The following is a 16,761-nucleotide window of genomic DNA, read 5'->3' as shown; positions in this document are numbered from 1 at the left end:
TGGAGAACGGGGGTTTTGTTGTGTTAATTAACGCAGTGTTTGAAGGTGGAGGCGTGAAGGGAATCTCGCTTGCGGGAGCTGTACAGGGTGCTCAAGACTGCGGGGTTCAGTTTAATCGGGTGGCTGGGACGTCATCGGGTTCCATTGTAGCTGCTCTATTAGCGGCTGGTTACCGGGCCGAAGAGATGAAAGTCATTATTGAGAATACGCCGTTTGCTTCATTGCTGCGTCGTTCCCCCATATTTAATACCCGATGGATCGGGCCCGCAGCGAGGCTGTTCTTGAAGAAAGGTTTGTATTCGGGGGAAGCACTGGAATCATGGATTCGCAAGATGCTGGAGCAGAAAGGGATTCGCACTTTTGCCGATTTGCCACAAGGCAAACTGCTCATTACCGCATCAGATATATCCAATGGGACCATTCTGGTGCTGCCAGATGATATTCGGCGCTTCGGAATTGATCCTGCCAAGCTGGATGTTGCGAAAGCGGTACGTATGAGTTGCAGTATTCCTTATTTTTTCGATCCGGTCGTGATACGCAAATCGCCGGTATTCTCCAAAGGTCTGCCTTTTCAAGATCAGTTCGTTTATGTTGTGGATGGTGGATTGCTTAGCAATTTTCCGTTGTGGCTCTTCGATGGTGATCGTTCGGAACGAGGGGGAGACATGATTCCGGTTGTCGGATTCAAAATGGTGGGTAAGACGGAAGTGGAACCTGCACGGATTAAAGGACCGCTAAGCATGCTTCAGGCTCTTGTGGAGACGATGCTCACAGCCCATGATGAGCGCTATATTGAACAGATTAACCGGTTCCGTACAGTGAAAATACCAACGCTTGGGATTAAACCGACACAGTTTCATCTATCGGTCCAAGACAGTACGGCTTTGTATCGATCCGGTGCTACCGCGGGAACCCAATTTTTCAATGGATGGAATACAAAAATGTATGATGATCAGCTGGACAAACAAAGAAAAGAGCTCCGCAAGAAACAAGCTGAAGCTCCGCCTCTGATTCCTGTATAAACACGAAAAAAAGCAATTCTCCACTTGTTGGAAGAATTGCTCTTTTGTATGTTCAATAACGTTTAGTGAAATTTCGGTATATCTTCATCGCTTTTACCTTTTTGTCCCTGAATCACTTGGAAAGGATAATCCTTGCGTTTCTTCGAAGAGCTGCTGCTCTTTCTGGCACTGGACTGTGCATTGACTTTCGCCATAGTTCGTGCCGATGGCTTAATCTTCGGTGATTTGGCTTTTTGTGCCCAGCGACGAGGCGGATACTTATACAGCAGGAATACAGCTCCGAACACGACCAGAGGAATAATGATCCTGGATGGACTAGCGCTTCCCAGCCAAGTCAAGACTCCAACAGCAGCTAGTGCGATGAACGTCCAAAATAAGATTGCCTGCTTGTTCATATCATTCACCCTTTCACAGGATCGAGTGTTGCAACAGGTACTTCTGATCTAGCCGAGACATTGGCGAGCTTGGAATCCAACTCACGCATACGGTTAAACGAAGCAATGGATACTTCAACCTGTTCGTTGGTCGGTTCTTTTGTTGTCAGCAATTGTAGCCACAATCCCGGGTATCCGAGATAACGCAGTACAGGAATATCACGTACCGAATTCGTAAGCTTTAACAGTTCAAAAGAAATACCCAGTACAACAGGCAACAACAGCAGACGCTGACCCATCCGTTCCCATAGGTTATCGTACGTGAAGAGGGAGTATAGAAACACTCCAATAATGACAGTCAGCATAATAAAGCTGCTTCCGCAACGGTAGTGCAGTCGGCTGTATTTTTGCACTTTCTCCGGTGTCAATTCTTCACCAGCTTCATGTGCGCTGATTACTTTGTGTTCTGCTCCATGGTACTGGAAGAGACGTTTGATCATCGGTGTCTGGGAGATCAACCACAAGTAGGCGAGCAACAGGATCAGCTTGATGCCGCCTTCCAGTAAATTATGCAAAAATTGATTGTCGAATGCATTTTTAAATAGAAAATTCTCAATGACAACAGGAAGCAATGTAAGCACAACTTTACCGAAAAGGAATGAAAGGATGGCTACCGCAGTCACACCAATGATCATGCTAAGGCTCCAGCCTGAACCTTCTTTCTCTTTTTGCTTGGCTTTCTCTTCCGGTTCCAGTTCATCATCAGCATAGGCGTCAGCAGAATAATTGAGATGTCTGCTACCTTTGACACTTGAATCTATAATGCTGACAATTCCGCGTAATAAAGGAATCCGCCGCAATTTCGTGACCCAGGACTTGTCTTGCTTGGGAACTTCCAGATACGTAATTTCGCCGTCTTTTCTACGAACAGCTGTAACGTTGACATGTTTCCCACCGAACATTACGCCTTCAATGACAGCTTGCCCCCCATAGCTGACAGGCTTGGATTGTTGAGGCAAATTATTCACCTTCCTATTCTGTTCTAGACCTTCGCGATCAAAGGCAGTTTAATAACCCTATTGTATCGAATTTTAAGAGCAATTTCTAGTTTGTGAGTCAATCCTTGAAGGATGTTGTTAAGATTGTCCTGTTTTGAACATACTACCTCGTAGAATCAGGCACAAAAATCGAGTCATAATACGGAGTTATCAACTGAAATAAAGGAGAATATCGATGACAGAACGTAAGCATGATGATACATCACATGATGAGGGTCAACGACCGAATGAGCGTCAGCAAAAAGATAAGGGCAGACGCCCTACTCAGAGACAAGGTCAAGCGCACTACTATACCAAGCCATTTTCCTTTGCATTAGAGCTTGGCTTCTTTGCCGGCTTTATCTGGGGTGGGTTACACTGGCTATTCTATCTGCTGCATTTTACGATTGTGCCGGTGGGATTTCTGGCCGAGCCTTTTTTCAAACATGAATATATATATACTGCAGCCGGACATTTGACAGGCTGGTTGTTTTTTATCGTTTTTTCCATCTTGGCTTCCTTGCTCTACACGTTCACGATTAGAAAATTAAGAGGGCCTTTACCCGGCATGGTGTATGGAATCGTCTGGTGGCTGATTCTCTTTATCCTGGTAGGGCCGAAACTGGGGATGATGAAGCCTCTGAACGGTTTAACGTGGGATTCAATCATCACGGAACTCTGTTTCTTTTTGCTATGGGGGCTGTTCATTGGTTACACGGTAGCCATGGAGTACACGGATGAACGTAAACGCGAGCCAGAGCAAGCGGGGGCATAGCGCAAAAAAGCTTCTCAATCCGGCAATGGCTGTGTTAAAATAGCAGATGGTTATTTGCAGAGAGGGTGGAGTAGCGATGAAACGAATTATTGTGATCAATGGTCCGAACCTGAACATGCTTGGTGTACGTGAACCGGGCATCTATGGAACGCTTAGTCTGAAGGATATTGAGGACAAAATTCGCAGACAGGCTGATGAACTTGGCGTCTCCATCGCTTTTTATCAATCGAACCATGAAGGGGACATCATTGACCGCATTCATGCAGCGATGGGTGAAGCAGACGGACTGATATTGAATGCCGGTGCATTTACCCATTATAGCTATGCTATACGTGATGCAATCAATGCTGTAAAAGTCCCTACAGTGGAAGTACATCTATCCAACATTCATGCACGCGAAGCGTTCAGACATCATTCAGTGATTGCAGCGGAAACAATCGGGCAGATTGCCGGATTTGGCGAAGTAAGCTATGAACTGGGATTGCTGGCTCTTGTGCGTCATCTGGACAAACAAACCTGAGCCGGGAACCCGGGAATGTGAGAGAAAGAAGGGTTACCGATGGAAAACAAACGAGTAAATAAGTTGCGTGAAGCCATGCGTGAGCGTGAACTCGAAGCAATGCTGATTACAAACCCGATTAATCGTCGGTATATGACGGGCTTTACAGGTTCGGCGGGATATGTGCTGATTACGGAACAGGATGCATATTTACTGACTGATTTCCGTTATATGTCACAAGCGCCTCAGCAAGCCAAAGGATTTACCGTTGTGGAGCATGGAGCTAAGCCGATGGATACGGTGCGCGAATTGCTGACATCCGCGAATATCAAAGAAGTGGGCTTTGAGCAGGATAGTGTCACATTCGGCACGCATTCCGCTTATGCTGAAGCACTTCAATCTATCGAACTGAAAGCTGTATCCGGGATTGTGGAACAACTTCGCATGTTCAAGGATCAAGACGAGATTGCGGTTATGCAGAGAGCAGCAGATCTGGCGGATGCCACGTTCAGCCACGTTCTGCAATTTGCAAAACCAGGCATGACGGAGCGTGAAGTGGATCTGGAGATGGAGTTTTTCATGCGCAAACATGGAGCAACGTCCTCTTCGTTTGACACTATTGTAGCATCGGGTGAACGTTCTGCTATGCCTCATGGTGTAGCGAGCAGCAAGGTCATCGGTCAAAATGAGTTAATTACATTTGACTTTGGTGCACTTTTGGACGGATACTGTTCAGATCTGACACGTACCATTGCAACAGGCACACCTGTACCTGAACTGCGCAAAATTTATGACATTGTACTGGAAGCTCAGTTACATACGCTGGAGAACCTGAAACCGGGTATGACCGGACGGGAAGCAGATGCACTGGCTCGTGATATCATCGCAGGTCACGGATATGGAGATCAGTTCGGACACAGCACAGGCCACGGTCTGGGCATGGAAGTTCACGAAGCTCCTCGCTTGTCCAAGCTTAGCGACGATGTATTGAAACCGGGTATGGTTGTTACCGTTGAACCGGGTATATATATTGACGGGCTTGGCGGCGTGCGTATCGAGGATGACGTGGTGATTACCGAGACGGGTATTCATATTCTCACGAAGTCGGACAAGAAGTTCACCGTAATCGGCTAAATTACAGCCACCAGGGATATAAGACGATTTTTAATGTGTTATTTAAATTGAAAATAAGAAATTCAACCATAACGGAGAGTGCAGAACCAATCTGATGAAGCGAAGCGTTCGCCTTTATCACCGGATTTTCCCATTAATAATGGGATCAAAAAATCTGGGGATAACAGTGATCGGAGGATGGTACTGCAATCGAAGTGAACAAGGTGGCCTTTCTTGAATTCATTTTACATATAACATTAACCCATCGTCTTATATCACCTACTTTTCAACCATATCAGGAGGGATTTTTTGTGATTTCAGTAAACGATTTTAAAACAGGTTTGACCGTGCAAGTAGATAACGATATCTATACCGTACTTGATTTCCAACACGTTAAACCAGGTAAAGGCGCTGCCTTCGTACGTTCCAAATTGAAAAACCTGCGTAATGGTAACACCGTTGAAAAAACATTCCGTGCAGGCGAAACCATTGGTCGTGCCATCATCGAAAACCGTGGCGTATCCTACCTCTATGCAAGTGGTACAGAGCACACGTTCATGGATAACGAAACATATGATCAGTTCACATTGACTAGTGAGCAACTGGAATGGGAATTGAACTTCCTGAAAGAAAACATGGTCGTTAAGATCGTTAGCTACCAAGGTGAAATCCTCGGAATCGACTTGCCAACAAGCGTTGAGTTGAAAGTTATCGAGACTGAGCCAAGCGTAAAAGGTAACACTGCACAAGGTGCTACCAAAAATGCAAAAGTGGAAACAGGCTTGAACGTACAGGTTCCTTTGTTCATTAACGAAGGTGACGTTCTCCTGATCGATACACGTGAAGGTAAATACTCTTCCCGTGCGTAACTTTCACAACCTGTAAGCTAAAAAACGTTACTAACAACCCTTTGCCATTCCTGTGGCAGAGGGTTTTTTCGAAAAAAGATTAGCCTATCAGTCGCTTTCGTAATATACTGGGTTAAAGTCATTTCTCGTAGAGAATAATGACGGTGGACATCAATTATGCATACTGCACAAGGTAGGGAGTGGATTTGCGTTGTCATTGTACGTCATGAAATTTGGGGGCAGTTCGGTCGGAGATACAGAGCGCATGAAGCGTGTAGCCGGACGTGTTGTAGAAAAAGCTGATGAAGGACATCGGTGTGTAGTCGTGGTTTCGGCCATGGGGGATACAACCGATGATTTGATTGATCAGGCAAAACAACTGAATAGTGATCTGCCTGCTCGTGAGATGGATATGCTCTTAACGACAGGAGAACAGATTTCGATCTCTTTGTTATCGATGGCTATTCAAGCGCTTGGACGCAAGGCAGTATCATTTACGGGCTGGCAAGCGGGATTCCGTACAGAGCCGGTTCACGGAAAAGCACGTATACATGATATTCATCCCGACCGTGTGAATGCAGCGCTTGCTGAAGGTAACATTGTTATTGTTGCTGGCTTCCAAGGCATGACGGAAGACGGCGAGATCACAACACTGGGTCGTGGTGGTTCGGATACAACAGCTGTAGCGCTGGCTGCAGCCATTAAGGCTGATGCGTGCGAGATCTATACGGATGTAGACGGAATTTATTCTACGGACCCGCGGATCGTTAAGGTTGCGCGCAAGCTGAAGGAAATATCGTATGACGAAATGCTGGAACTCGCTAATTTGGGAGCAGCGGTGCTGCATCCGCGTGCAGTAGAGTACGCGAAGCATTCCGGTGTGCCTTTGATTGTAAGATCCAGCTTTAACCATAATGAAGGAACGGTTGTGAAGGAGGAAGCAGCAATGGAACAAGGCGTAGTGGTTAGTGGTATTGCCTATGACAAAAACGTGGCTCGCATCAGTATTTTGGGTGTGCCGGATGTACCAGGAGTTCTGGCTGAAGTATTTGGTGCGCTTGCATCCAATCAGCTGGATGTGGACATTATCGTTCAGAGCGGAGTGATGGATGGCAAAGCGGACTTCTCGTTCTCTGTTGCGCTATCTGATCGTGAGAACGCATTGCGTGTCATTGAAGGCCTTCACAGCCGCTTGCCTTACCGTGAAGTCACATCTGAAGAGAACCTCGTTAAAATCTCCATTGTTGGCGCTGGGATGGTCAGTCACCCAGGTGTAGCTGCCAAGATGTTCAAGGTCATTTCTGCTGAAGGCGTGAGCATCAAGATGGTGAGCACTTCCGAGATCAAAGTATCTTGTGTCATTGATGGAGAGAAGCTGCATGACGTTATTAAGGCGTTGCATACAGCATATGATCTCGATACCGCCGAGCAAGCCGTTATTGGCGGACCACAAGATCGCAGATAAGTTGTTTCTACACTTGTAAACATAACAAAGGTGTACTGTTGCCAACGGGCAGCAGTGCACCTTTTTTTCATAGCATTTCTCACAGCAACTTGAATATCTTCTCCCCGCGTATCCCCCGATAAGGCGCCATACGGTTCCCCTCCCCCATCTCCGGAACACAATCCAGCAGGTTTAATTGAGAACAATACGAAATATCATGAACCCTGCCTAACTTCTCAAGCCTTCGCCCACCAGACGATATTCTCATCATATCCGGGATGCTGTCCTTACATTGGGATACCGCCTGATGAAGGACTATACCGAGATCGTTCAATTGAATGGGGGAATAGGATTGTCGGTGTAGCTCTTCGATAATGCATCCAGCACACAAGCCATCCTCCAGTGCAAATTCATCCTGTGTCCCCGCACATAGCAACAATACATCTCTTTGCAGTTCGCATAGAACTGCTGCGACAGCCTGCACATTGAGAAATGATCCAGCGAGTACATGTTTCGCCTTGGAAGCTTTGATCAAGGCCCGGGTCCCATCGGTTGTAGTCAATATGATCGTTTTATCTGCAACACCTTCAGTCATATATTCATAGGGGGAATTACCCACCTCGAATCCGGTAATTTTTTTGTCAAACCGCTCCCCGCCCCGAATGCAATCTTTCATTTCCATTTGTTTGGCTTGTGGAACCGTCTCTACGGCAATCACAGCTGCAGCATTATAAGCCAGGGCTGTAACAATCGTACTGGTCGTACATAATACATCAATGACAACCGCACTACGCCCTGCAACATCAATGGTGCGTAACTCATTCACATTGCCTACCACATCAACTCGCACTCCCCACAACTCCTTCCTGTATCTGGGGATCGGTAGTTCTATTTGAACTGGAATGGAACTTACCTATCTGCAATTACCATATGCATGCACATCTAGACGGGTGCCTAGAGCAGTAGGTTGATCTATGGTTTCAACTCTCAACCGCATTCTGAAGAAATGATAGATTTCAGCGTCATAAATTAAATGTACAGGCATAAACTTGAGATATGAACAAGCGCCAGAAGCGTGAACCATATGATCTCAAGGTTGGAGGAGCCTACTCATGAAGGTGAACTGGAAGGAACTTTTTCCGGAACCGATCCGCACCATTCTCGGAAGAATGCCACCCGCTCTATTGGAACAAGTGGAGGAAGTACGTATTCGTGAAGGCAGACCGCTGGAGATAAATGCAGGCAACACATACCACTTCCTGACACCTCAAGGTAGTCCGACAGGGAACCCTGAAGAGGCGTATGTTCCTCAGAAAGAAGTGACGCACAGGTTGCTGGATCTGATCAGTAACCACTCACTCTACACATTGGAAGAGGAACTGCGCAAAGGGTTCATCACCATCCCCGGGGGACATCGAATTGGACTTGCTGGCCGAACCGTACTAAGCGGTGGGCGTGTCGAATACCTGCGCGACATCAACGGATTTAACGTCCGGGTAGCACGTGAGGTACATGGAGTAGCTGACCGTATCCTTCCTTATCTTCTCGATATGAAGAGCGGACAGGTCTTCCATACGTTGATCCTTTCACCGCCTCAACAAGGAAAAACGACGTTGCTGCGAGATCTGGCGAGACAAATTAGCAGCGGAACGAAGCTTACGGGGGGCAGTGAACTGGTACAGGGAATACGTCCGCGTCTGAAAGTGGGCATTGTGGATGAGAGGTCCGAAATCGCCGGTAGCTACAAAGGAGTACCTGGATTCGACGTGGGCCCACGAACAGATGTGATGGACGGTTGTCCGAAGGCTGAGGGCATGATGATGATGCTTCGCTCCATGTCGCCCGATGTCCTGATTGTGGACGAGATCGGTCGTCCGGAGGATGCCGAGGCGGTGATGGAAGCCCTGCATGCAGGAGTCTCAGTAATCGCGACTGCTCATGGCCGTGACCTATCGGAGCTGTCGTCCAGGCCTGCGCTCAGAACCTTAATTGCAGAGCAGATGTTTCAACGTTATGTCCAGCTGCAACGGACGAGCCGAGGCATGACCTTTCGGCTGGCTGATGGCAAAATGCGTGGTTTGCAGCAGACCGGGGCAGGAGGTGAAGCCTTTGGTTAACATGCTTGGTGCGGTAATCATCCTGCTCGCCAGCACCCTCGCCGGATTTTACAAGGCCAGACAGTATGCATTAAGACCGAGACAGTTGCGAGAACTCATTGCAGCCCTCCAGCGACTAATGACGGAGATTAACTATGGGCTCACTCCCCTTCCTGATGCCATGGGCAAGATGGGAGCCCAGACCAAAGAACCTGTAAAGACGCTGTTCCTTCATGCAGCCACACAGATGGAACCTCCTCATGGACTCACTGCCCGGGAAAGTCTTCAGTCAGGCGTAGATCTGGCTTGGGGAAGATCGGCCATGAAGGCTGACGAGCGGGAAGTCATGCTGCAATTAAGCTTCAGCCTTGGCACAAGTGACCGTCAGGATCAGACCAAACATATATCGTTAGCCATTCAACAACTAATGCATGAGGAATCCCGTGCGCAGGCCGATCAAATGAAATATGAACGAATGAGCCGAAGTCTCGGGATGCTTGTCGGAGCGTTAATCGTCATTCTGATCTTCTGAAATAGCCGGGATAGTGAGGTGCCAAGGTCATGAATCTAGAAGTGAACGCAATCTTTCAAATTGCGGGTATCGGAATCATTATTGCCATGATTCACACGGTACTGAAACAAATGGGAAAGGAAGATATGGCTCACTGGGTGACCGTAATCGGATTTGTCGTTGTATTGTTCATGGTGGTCCGTATGCTGGACAGCCTGCTACAAGAGATCAAATCGATATTTCTTTTTCAATGAAAAACGGTCATGAAGCCGGATGGTGGTGACCTGTGGAAATTATCCAAGTTGTAGGTTTGGCGCTCATCGCAACAGTGCTCATTCTGGTCATTAAAGAACAGAAGCCGATGTTTGCCTTTCTGATTGCTGCCGCGACCGGCATTGTGATCTTCATGTTGTTGATTGGCAAGATCGGTGCAGTCATTGAAGTGTTGAAGCGGCTTGCCGAGAATTCAGGCATGGAGAGTATTTATCTAAAAACGGTGTTGAAAATCATTGGCATAGCGTACATTGCTGAATTTGGTGCTCAGATCGTCAGGGATGCAGGCCAGGAGAGCATTGCGTCCAAGATTGAACTGGCTGGTAAGGTGTTGATCCTGGTACTTGCTATACCGATCATCAGCATTATAATCGAAACCGTCATGAAGCTGATGCCGGTGTAGAAGGGGCGTGCGGACTTCATATGAAATCGATGCATCATAAGCCGCAATGGCGCCTTACGGTTGTGCTGATGCTCTGTTTTCTGTTCGGTATTCTGGGACAGGTTACTGCAAGCTCGCCTTCCGGCGAGTGGATGGAGCAACAGGCCGATCAGCTTCCCAAGGATCAGGTGGAGAAATACTGGGATCAACTGATGCAACAATACGGTGGTTTTTTCCCGGATGGGAAAACCCCTTCCTTCATGGATATGTTAGTCCCCGGCAATGAAGGGTTCAGCCTGAAGTCGGTGTTTGTAGCCATAGGAACCTTCTTGCTGCATGAAATTTTATATAATGGCAAGCTTCTGGTCACGATTGTGATGTTAAGCGTACTGAGCATGATTCTGGAGACCCTTCAGACCGCTTTCGAGAAAAATAATATTAGCAAAATTGCCTATTCCATCTGTTATATGGTCATCATCATCATTGCGATTAACAGCTTCAGTGTGGCGATTGGATACGCCAAGGATGCCATAACCGGCATGATCAACTTCATGATGGCGATGGTTCCCTTGTTATTCACACTGCTCGCGTCCATGGGTAACGTTATCACTGTTTCCGTGACCCATCCACTCATCATTTTCATGATCCATCTGGTGAGTACATTGATTCACATGTTGGTATTCCCGCTACTCTTCTTCTCAGCTGTTCTGCATCTCGTCAGTTCATTGTCTGACAAGTACAAGCTGACACAGCTGGCTGACCTCCTGCGCAATATTAGTGTGGCACTGCTGGGTATCCTGCTAACGATGTTTCTGGGCGTAATCTCGGTTCAGGGAGCATCGGGCTCCGTAGCGGATGGAGTCAGCCTGAAGGCCGCCAAATACATCGCAGGCAACTTTGTCCCTATTGTGGGCAGAACATTTGCGGATGCGACGGATACGGTAATTACAGCTTCTTTGCTTGTCAAAAATGCAATTGGACTCACTGGAGTTATCATCATTCTGTTTCTATGTGCCTTTCCGGCACTCAAAATCCTGGCTCTTGCCTTGATATACAACGTTACCGGTGCCATTATGCAACCGCTAGGAGACACCCCGATCGTAGGATGCCTGCAGGCCATCGGCAAGAGCATGATATACGTCTTTGCGGCGCTGGCAGCTGTCGGCTTGATGTTTTTCCTGGCGATCACCATCCTGCTGACTGCAGGGAATCTGACTGTCATGATGCGCTGAGTGCAGGTTGCAAGAAAGGGGTTGGAAAAGGATGGGGTGGCTGAGCAACTGGCTCCAGGAATTGATCATGATCGTTCTGCTGGCGACTTTCGTGGATATGCTGTTGCCCAATCGATCCATGGAACGTTATGTCAAGCTTGTGCTGAGCCTTCTCATCCTGCTGACCCTTTTATCCCCCGTTACAAAGCTCCTTAGAAGTGATCCGGTTGGTGAACTGAAACGGGCAATGTCGGCAATGGATGCTCCATCGAATGGGAGTGCAACGCTCGAACAGATTCTGGCTCAGGGCAAGCAGCTGCAATCAAACGAACAGGAACAATCCCTGCAATGGACAGCCAAAGAACTGGCTAATGTCATGAAAGGCCAGATCGAAGAAACAACAGGAGCGAAGGTTCGGTCCGTAGAGGTGCAACTGGCAATGAGTAAATATGAAACGGAAATGGAAGCTGCCTCGTCAGTCGAACTGCCTGTAATCCAGCGTGTGCTGGTTGAGATGGCAGGAGAGAATGCAGGAGGAGAAGTGAAATCAAGCCAGCAAGAAGTTGCTGCAAATACACAACCCATATTCGGCACAGATACAGAGTCAGATAAGGATGAATCGCAGAAAACACAGCAGCCCATCCAGATTGGTCAGATTGAAGTGCCTGATGTACAGATTGATGTGAGTAAAAGTCAACATGATGGAAATGAAGCATCTTCCGAGCCTGTTATACGTGATCAGGCAGATGAGACCAAGACCCCAAGCGAGACATCTTCACGGTCAGAACATGCGGTGAAAATTATTACATTGTTGACTGAAAAGTGGGATGTTGATGCGAACAACGTCCAAGTGAAAGAGCCGAAAAGTGCTGACGTGCTCTGAGAAGGAGGGTGTCCGATGAAACAATGGTTCAAAAAGATGGAAACCTGGATGGGTGGCGGTGAGGGTGGGGCAAGGCGGAGCCAAACTTTCCGTTGGTTGATTATCCTGGGTTTGATCGGGGTGGGAATCATGCTGTTCAATTCCTTCGTCAATGTCAAAAAAATTGATTCCGAAAATATCGGTCGGGAACCACCTGATCCGGCAGCATCCATGGCATCCATACAGAGTGATCCGATGGATCAGAACCCTTTTCAGGCAATCGAAATTGCATTTGAGGACAAGATCAAAGGTGTGCTGGAGAATATAGTTGGTGTGGGGACCGTTGATGTGATGGTTACCGTGGATTCCACAGAAGAACTGGTTGTTCAGCGGAACGTGAAGGATTCTCAGCAACTTACCGAAGAGACTGATGCTAACGGGGGCAAGCGACATATGACGCAATATACCCGCGATGGCGAGATTATTACGTACGAAATATCAGGGGATCAGACACCGATAGTGACCAAAAAGCTCAAACCGCAGATCCGTGGTGTGCTTGTAGTTGCGAGGGGTGCAGAGAACAAGGTTGTGAAGGAACTGATAACCGATGCTGTGGAAAAAGGACTGAATGTGGCCGCCTACCGGATCTCGGTTGTACCGCGCAAACAAGACTAATCTGGTGTGATGAATCGCAAGATTCAATTCTCATAAGAGTGAAGCCAATTTGAGGAGGAAGTTCTAATGAATAACAAACGTCAAACGGTATGGCTCGTTTCCATGCTGAGTCTGATGGTCATTTTGTCCGCGTATTATCTGTTCACTGAGGATTCTGGTCCAGTCAATGCACCGGTGGCTGACAGTCAGCAAGTCGATGGAATCAAGCAAGGGGAAGCGACGGAAACAGCAGGCATTCTTGATCCTACAGAAGGTCTGGTCGTGAATGAAGTGGTGAATAGCGGCGAAGTTGAAAGTGATCCAAGTACGGCTGGCACTACTGAAGAACCTGCGGCTACAGAAGATAAAGAGACTGGAAATACAGAGAAAACACCTGCTGTTGAATCAGGCGAGAATAAGGGTGAAGCAGGAAAAGAAGCCGACAAAGAAACGGATAAAGGGGCAGCAAGCACACCCGAGACAGACGGTCAGGCAGAAGGTACGGCAACGAAGACAGATGAGGAAGTTCTCAAGGAAATGGAAGAGCAGAATACGACAGCATCTGCGAGCAGCCAGTTCCAGAACTACCAGTGGCAGCGTGAGGAAAGCAACAATCGCAAGTATGAGGAACTGATGACCGTGGCAGGTGATCTGAGCAAAACGCCAGAGGAGAATGCCAAAGCAACGGAGCAACTCCGTACACTGGAAGAAAAAGAAGCCAAAATTACAGGCATTGAGGAGACGCTTTCCCAGCAGTTCGCCAATGCGATCGTTGAAGAAGATGCAGACAAGTATAAAGTCGTAGTCCTCAGTGACAAACTGGACGTAAAACAGGCGGTATCCATTGTGGATCTGGTCATGAAAGAATTGGCTGTATCCCAGAACAAAATCAGCGTTCAATACGTTACAGAAGAGTAATACAAATCATGGAAATGAAGTCCCGGGAGCTGGTTGTACTCTCGGGCTCTTTCCATTTTTAACGATTATGATATAATACATAAAGCCATATGACCGTCCTAGTGAGACTGGCATGATGCCGAAGGAGTGAATAATGGAAATGTTTAAATTGAGTGAGATCAAAGAACTGATCAAACTGGTAGATGAAAGTTCCGTTCAAGAGTTGGAAATTGAAAGTGAAGGATCACGGTTATCGATCCGTAAACCGGGCAAAACGGAGTATGTTCAGGCAGCTGCTATGCAACCGCAAATGATTGCTGCTCCGCAAGTACAGCCGGCTGCTGTGGTAAGTGAAGCTGCTCCGCAGGTCGATACTACAAGTCATTTACATAAAATTGTATCTCCGATGGTAGGTACTTTTTACAGAGCTTCCTCGCCGGAAGCGGGTCCTTTTGTGAGTGCTGGTGATAAAGTTGTTGAAAAAACAACGGTATGTATCATCGAAGCGATGAAGCTGATGAACGAGCTTGATGCGGACATCAAGGGAGAAATCGTTGAAGTGCTGGTTGAGAACGGACAGCTGGTCGAGTACGGGCAGCCCCTTTTCCTGGTGAAACCGGAATAACCGTTATAGCTGGTTAACAGCTAACCGCATGAGCTTCGAAGGAGGACAAAACGAAATGAAATTTCAAAAAATACTGATTGCGAACCGTGGAGAGATTGCGGTACGTATTATTCGTGCCTGCCGCGAAGTTGGCATATCGACGGTAGCCGTCTATTCGGAAGCCGATAAGGATTCACTGCATGTTCGCCTTGCAGATGAGGCCTACTGTATCGGACCGACACCGTCCAAGGACAGTTACCTGAATTTCACAAACCTGATGAGTGTAGCTACGCTGACGGAATGTGATGCAATCCACCCTGGATACGGTTTTTTGGCAGAGAATGCTGATTTTGCAGAAATCTGTGGTTCCTGCAACATTACATTTATCGGCCCTTCACCGGAAGCCATTACCAAAATGGGAGACAAGGCTGTCGCCAAACAGACGATGAAAGATGCGGGAGTGCCTGTTATTCCTGGATCAGACGGTCTCGTTGAAAATTTGGATGAAGCAATCATGATTGCTAGAGACATCGGATATCCTATCATTATCAAAGCTACTGCTGGTGGCGGTGGTAAGGGAATTCGGATTGCCGAAGATGAAGAAACGCTGATTAAGCAGATTACAGCTGCTCAGCAGGAAGCACAGAAGGCTTTTGGCAACGCTGGTGTGTATCTGGAGAAATTCCTGACAGGTATGAAGCACGTGGAGATTCAGATCATTGCTGATAAACACGGTAATGCTGCACATTTGGGAGAACGTGATTGCTCGGTTCAGCGTCGTCGCCAGAAATTGGTAGAAGAAGCTCCGTGTCCGATAATCTCCGAAGAGGTACGTACTCAAATGGGCGCAGCAGCGGTACGGGCAGCTCTTGCCGTAGATTACTCGGGAGCGGGCACCCTGGAGTTCCTGCTTAGCCCGAATGGCGAGTTCTATTTCATGGAGATGAATACGCGCATTCAGGTAGAGCATCCGGTAACCGAGATGGTTACTGGCGTTGATTTGATCCGTGAGATGATCTCGGTAGCGGAAGGCAACCCACTTTCATTCCGTCAGGAAGACGTGGTAATCAATGGTTGGGCTATTGAATGTCGTATCAATGCGGAAGATCCGGATCGTAACTTCATGCCATCTCCAGGTAAAATCGGATTCTACCTTGCACCCGGAGGACCGGGCGTGCGTGTAGATAGTGCTGCTTATCCCGGTTACACCATTTCACCTTTCTATGACTCCATGATTGCAAAATTGATTGTGTGGGGAGCGAATCGTGAAGAGGCAATTGCCAAGATGAAGCGTGCCCTTGGGGAATTTGCGATTGAAGGCATATCTACAACCATTCCTTTCCATCAAAAATTGCTGGAGCACCCAACGTTCATTCGTGGTGACTTTGATATCAAATTTCTTGAGGAAAACGAGATTTAAAAGGTATATTGGGCTTGTTTGTCATAATGTAGCCCAAATGATATAGTATGTAATAATAAGAGCGCATGTCTCCTGCAAAGGATAAGCCCGCACCTCGCGGATGTTTGCAGGAGTTCCGGTAAAGCCGGACCGGAAGGGTTCTGAAGGTCGATTGACCTGAGTCCAGCGCCCTCACGGATGGCCGCAAACTTATCTCGCGAAAGGTGTGTTGAACAGTTATGAGTACACTACCGACTGAATTTGAACGAACGGATATCGGTGAAATCCAGATCGCACCTGAAGTTATTGAAGTGATTGCTGGATTGGCAACTCTTGAAGTGAAAGGTGTAGCAGGCATGAGTGGCGGATTCGCAGGCGGATTTGCTGAATTGCTTGGTCGCAAGAACCTTTCCAAAGGCGTTAAGGTTGAAGTGGGCCAACGTGAAGCTGCAGTCGATGTTTCCGTAATTATCGAGTACGGATACCGTCTTCCACAAGTGGCTACGGAGATTCAACAGAACGTGAAACGTTCCATTGAGAACATGACAGGATTGAATGTGAATGAAGTGAATGTACACATTCATGACGTTCAGTTCAAGAGCACTGAGAAAGTGGAAGAAATTGACCTGAACAGTCAGCGCGTAAAATAAAAGAAGACAGATTCCCCCGGCATCATCTGCCGGGGGTTATCCCGTCTTGGACAGGTCTTCATTATAGCGAAAGCTAGATGAGGATCTGATTTTTGCTAGTGAACAGGTTA

Annotated in this window: 20 protein-coding genes; 17 read left to right on the top strand and 3 right to left on the bottom strand. The window is 47.4% G+C overall.

Translation table 11 applies throughout. The annotated features are described in order from the left end of the window. Positions 1–20: 20 nt before the first annotated feature. Positions 21–1,022, top strand: coding sequence for a patatin-like phospholipase family protein (locus tag M1D71_RS18710; protein WP_458123172.1), 1,002 nt, complete (start codon positions 21–23; stop codon positions 1,020–1,022). Between the two features lie 62 nt (positions 1,023–1,084). On the opposite strand, the gene M1D71_RS18705 is transcribed toward M1D71_RS18710, so the two are convergent. Beyond that, complete coding sequence (locus M1D71_RS18705) at positions 1,085–1,417, bottom strand: hypothetical protein (RefSeq protein ID WP_458123171.1); 333 nt, start codon at positions 1,415–1,417, stop codon at positions 1,085–1,087. Between the two features lie 5 nt (positions 1,418–1,422). Continuing rightward, positions 1,423–2,415: a DUF1385 domain-containing protein gene (locus tag M1D71_RS18700; protein ID WP_458123170.1), complete on the bottom strand. Its 993-nt coding sequence runs from the start codon at positions 2,413–2,415 to the stop codon at positions 1,423–1,425. Between the two features lie 214 nt (positions 2,416–2,629). Here M1D71_RS18700 and M1D71_RS18695 point away from each other — a divergent pair, with 214 nt between their 5' ends. The 5 genes from M1D71_RS18695 to M1D71_RS18675 all read left to right on the top strand — a co-directional run bounded on the left by M1D71_RS18695 (position 2,630) and on the right by M1D71_RS18675 (position 7,133). After that, a complete protein-coding gene (locus M1D71_RS18695) occupies positions 2,630–3,208 on the top strand; it encodes a YqhR family membrane protein (RefSeq protein WP_458123169.1) in 579 nt (192 codons plus the stop codon). A gap of 76 nt (positions 3,209–3,284) precedes the next feature. Further along, on the top strand, positions 3,285–3,728 hold the full coding sequence (gene aroQ, locus M1D71_RS18690; protein WP_442032198.1) for a type II 3-dehydroquinate dehydratase: 444 nt from the start codon (positions 3,285–3,287) through the stop codon (positions 3,726–3,728). 39 nt (positions 3,729–3,767) lie between these two features. Next, positions 3,768–4,841 carry a M24 family metallopeptidase gene (locus M1D71_RS18685; protein ID WP_458123168.1) on the top strand — a complete coding sequence of 358 codons (1,074 nt, stop codon included), beginning with the start codon at positions 3,768–3,770 and terminating at the stop codon, positions 4,839–4,841. Positions 4,842–5,131: 290 nt separating this feature from the next. After that, the gene (gene efp / locus M1D71_RS18680) at positions 5,132–5,689 is read left to right on the top strand and encodes an elongation factor P (protein WP_036614394.1); all 558 of its coding nucleotides are present in this window, start codon (positions 5,132–5,134) and stop codon (positions 5,687–5,689) included. Between the two features lie 190 nt (positions 5,690–5,879). Then, positions 5,880–7,133, top strand: a complete 1,254-nt coding sequence (locus M1D71_RS18675) for an aspartate kinase (protein WP_458123167.1) — start codon at positions 5,880–5,882, stop codon at positions 7,131–7,133. 79 nt (positions 7,134–7,212) lie between these two features. Here the strand turns inward: M1D71_RS18675 and M1D71_RS18670 are convergent, their stop codons facing one another. Then, positions 7,213–7,962, bottom strand: coding sequence for a 2-phosphosulfolactate phosphatase (locus M1D71_RS18670; RefSeq protein WP_458123166.1), 750 nt, complete (start codon positions 7,960–7,962; stop codon positions 7,213–7,215). A gap of 262 nt (positions 7,963–8,224) precedes the next feature. Here M1D71_RS18670 and spoIIIAA point away from each other — a divergent pair, with 262 nt between their 5' ends. The 11 genes from spoIIIAA to M1D71_RS18615 all read left to right on the top strand — a co-directional run bounded on the left by spoIIIAA (position 8,225) and on the right by M1D71_RS18615 (position 16,651). Beyond that, the gene (gene spoIIIAA, locus M1D71_RS18665) at positions 8,225–9,229 is read left to right on the top strand and encodes a stage III sporulation protein AA (protein ID WP_458123165.1); all 1,005 of its coding nucleotides are present in this window, start codon (positions 8,225–8,227) and stop codon (positions 9,227–9,229) included. Beyond that, entirely contained in the window at positions 9,222–9,740 is a 519-nt protein-coding gene (gene spoIIIAB / locus M1D71_RS18660) for a stage III sporulation protein SpoIIIAB (RefSeq protein WP_145322639.1), read from the top strand. Before spoIIIAA ends, spoIIIAB begins: the two co-directional genes overlap by 8 nt. A 29-nt stretch (positions 9,741–9,769) precedes the next feature. Then, entirely contained in the window at positions 9,770–9,973 is a 204-nt protein-coding gene (spoIIIAC, locus tag M1D71_RS18655; protein ID WP_017687585.1) for a stage III sporulation protein AC, read from the top strand. Positions 9,974–10,005: 32 nt separating this feature from the next. Continuing rightward, a complete protein-coding gene (gene spoIIIAD / locus M1D71_RS18650) occupies positions 10,006–10,395 on the top strand; it encodes a stage III sporulation protein AD (protein WP_017687586.1) in 390 nt (129 codons plus the stop codon). Positions 10,396–10,463: 68 nt separating this feature from the next. Then, positions 10,464–11,606 (top strand): stage III sporulation protein AE, encoded by a 1,143-nt coding sequence (gene spoIIIAE, locus M1D71_RS18645; protein ID WP_458127293.1) that lies wholly within the window; start codon positions 10,464–10,466, stop codon positions 11,604–11,606. A 31-nt stretch (positions 11,607–11,637) separates the two neighbouring features. Then, positions 11,638–12,468, top strand: a complete 831-nt coding sequence (gene spoIIIAF, locus M1D71_RS18640; RefSeq protein ID WP_458123164.1) for a stage III sporulation protein AF — start codon at positions 11,638–11,640, stop codon at positions 12,466–12,468. 15 nt (positions 12,469–12,483) lie between these two features. Further along, the gene (spoIIIAG, locus tag M1D71_RS18635) at positions 12,484–13,122 is read left to right on the top strand and encodes a stage III sporulation protein AG (RefSeq protein ID WP_458123163.1); all 639 of its coding nucleotides are present in this window, start codon (positions 12,484–12,486) and stop codon (positions 13,120–13,122) included. A 66-nt stretch (positions 13,123–13,188) separates the two neighbouring features. Then, positions 13,189–14,019, top strand: coding sequence for a SpoIIIAH-like family protein (locus tag M1D71_RS18630; RefSeq protein WP_458123162.1), 831 nt, complete (start codon positions 13,189–13,191; stop codon positions 14,017–14,019). A gap of 139 nt (positions 14,020–14,158) precedes the next feature. Then, positions 14,159–14,623, top strand: a complete 465-nt coding sequence (accB, locus tag M1D71_RS18625; protein ID WP_458123161.1) for an acetyl-CoA carboxylase biotin carboxyl carrier protein — start codon at positions 14,159–14,161, stop codon at positions 14,621–14,623. Between the two features lie 55 nt (positions 14,624–14,678). Then, positions 14,679–16,022, top strand: coding sequence for an acetyl-CoA carboxylase biotin carboxylase subunit (accC, locus tag M1D71_RS18620; RefSeq protein WP_458123160.1), 1,344 nt, complete (start codon positions 14,679–14,681; stop codon positions 16,020–16,022). Positions 16,023–16,240: 218 nt separating this feature from the next. After that, complete coding sequence (locus M1D71_RS18615) at positions 16,241–16,651, top strand: Asp23/Gls24 family envelope stress response protein (RefSeq protein ID WP_017687593.1); 411 nt, start codon at positions 16,241–16,243, stop codon at positions 16,649–16,651. Positions 16,652–16,761: the final 110 nt, after the last annotated feature.

The organism is Paenibacillus sp. Z3-2 (assembly GCF_054161325.1).
Note: the sequence above shows the minus strand (reverse complement) of the source record. Positions and strands in the feature narration are given on the sequence as shown.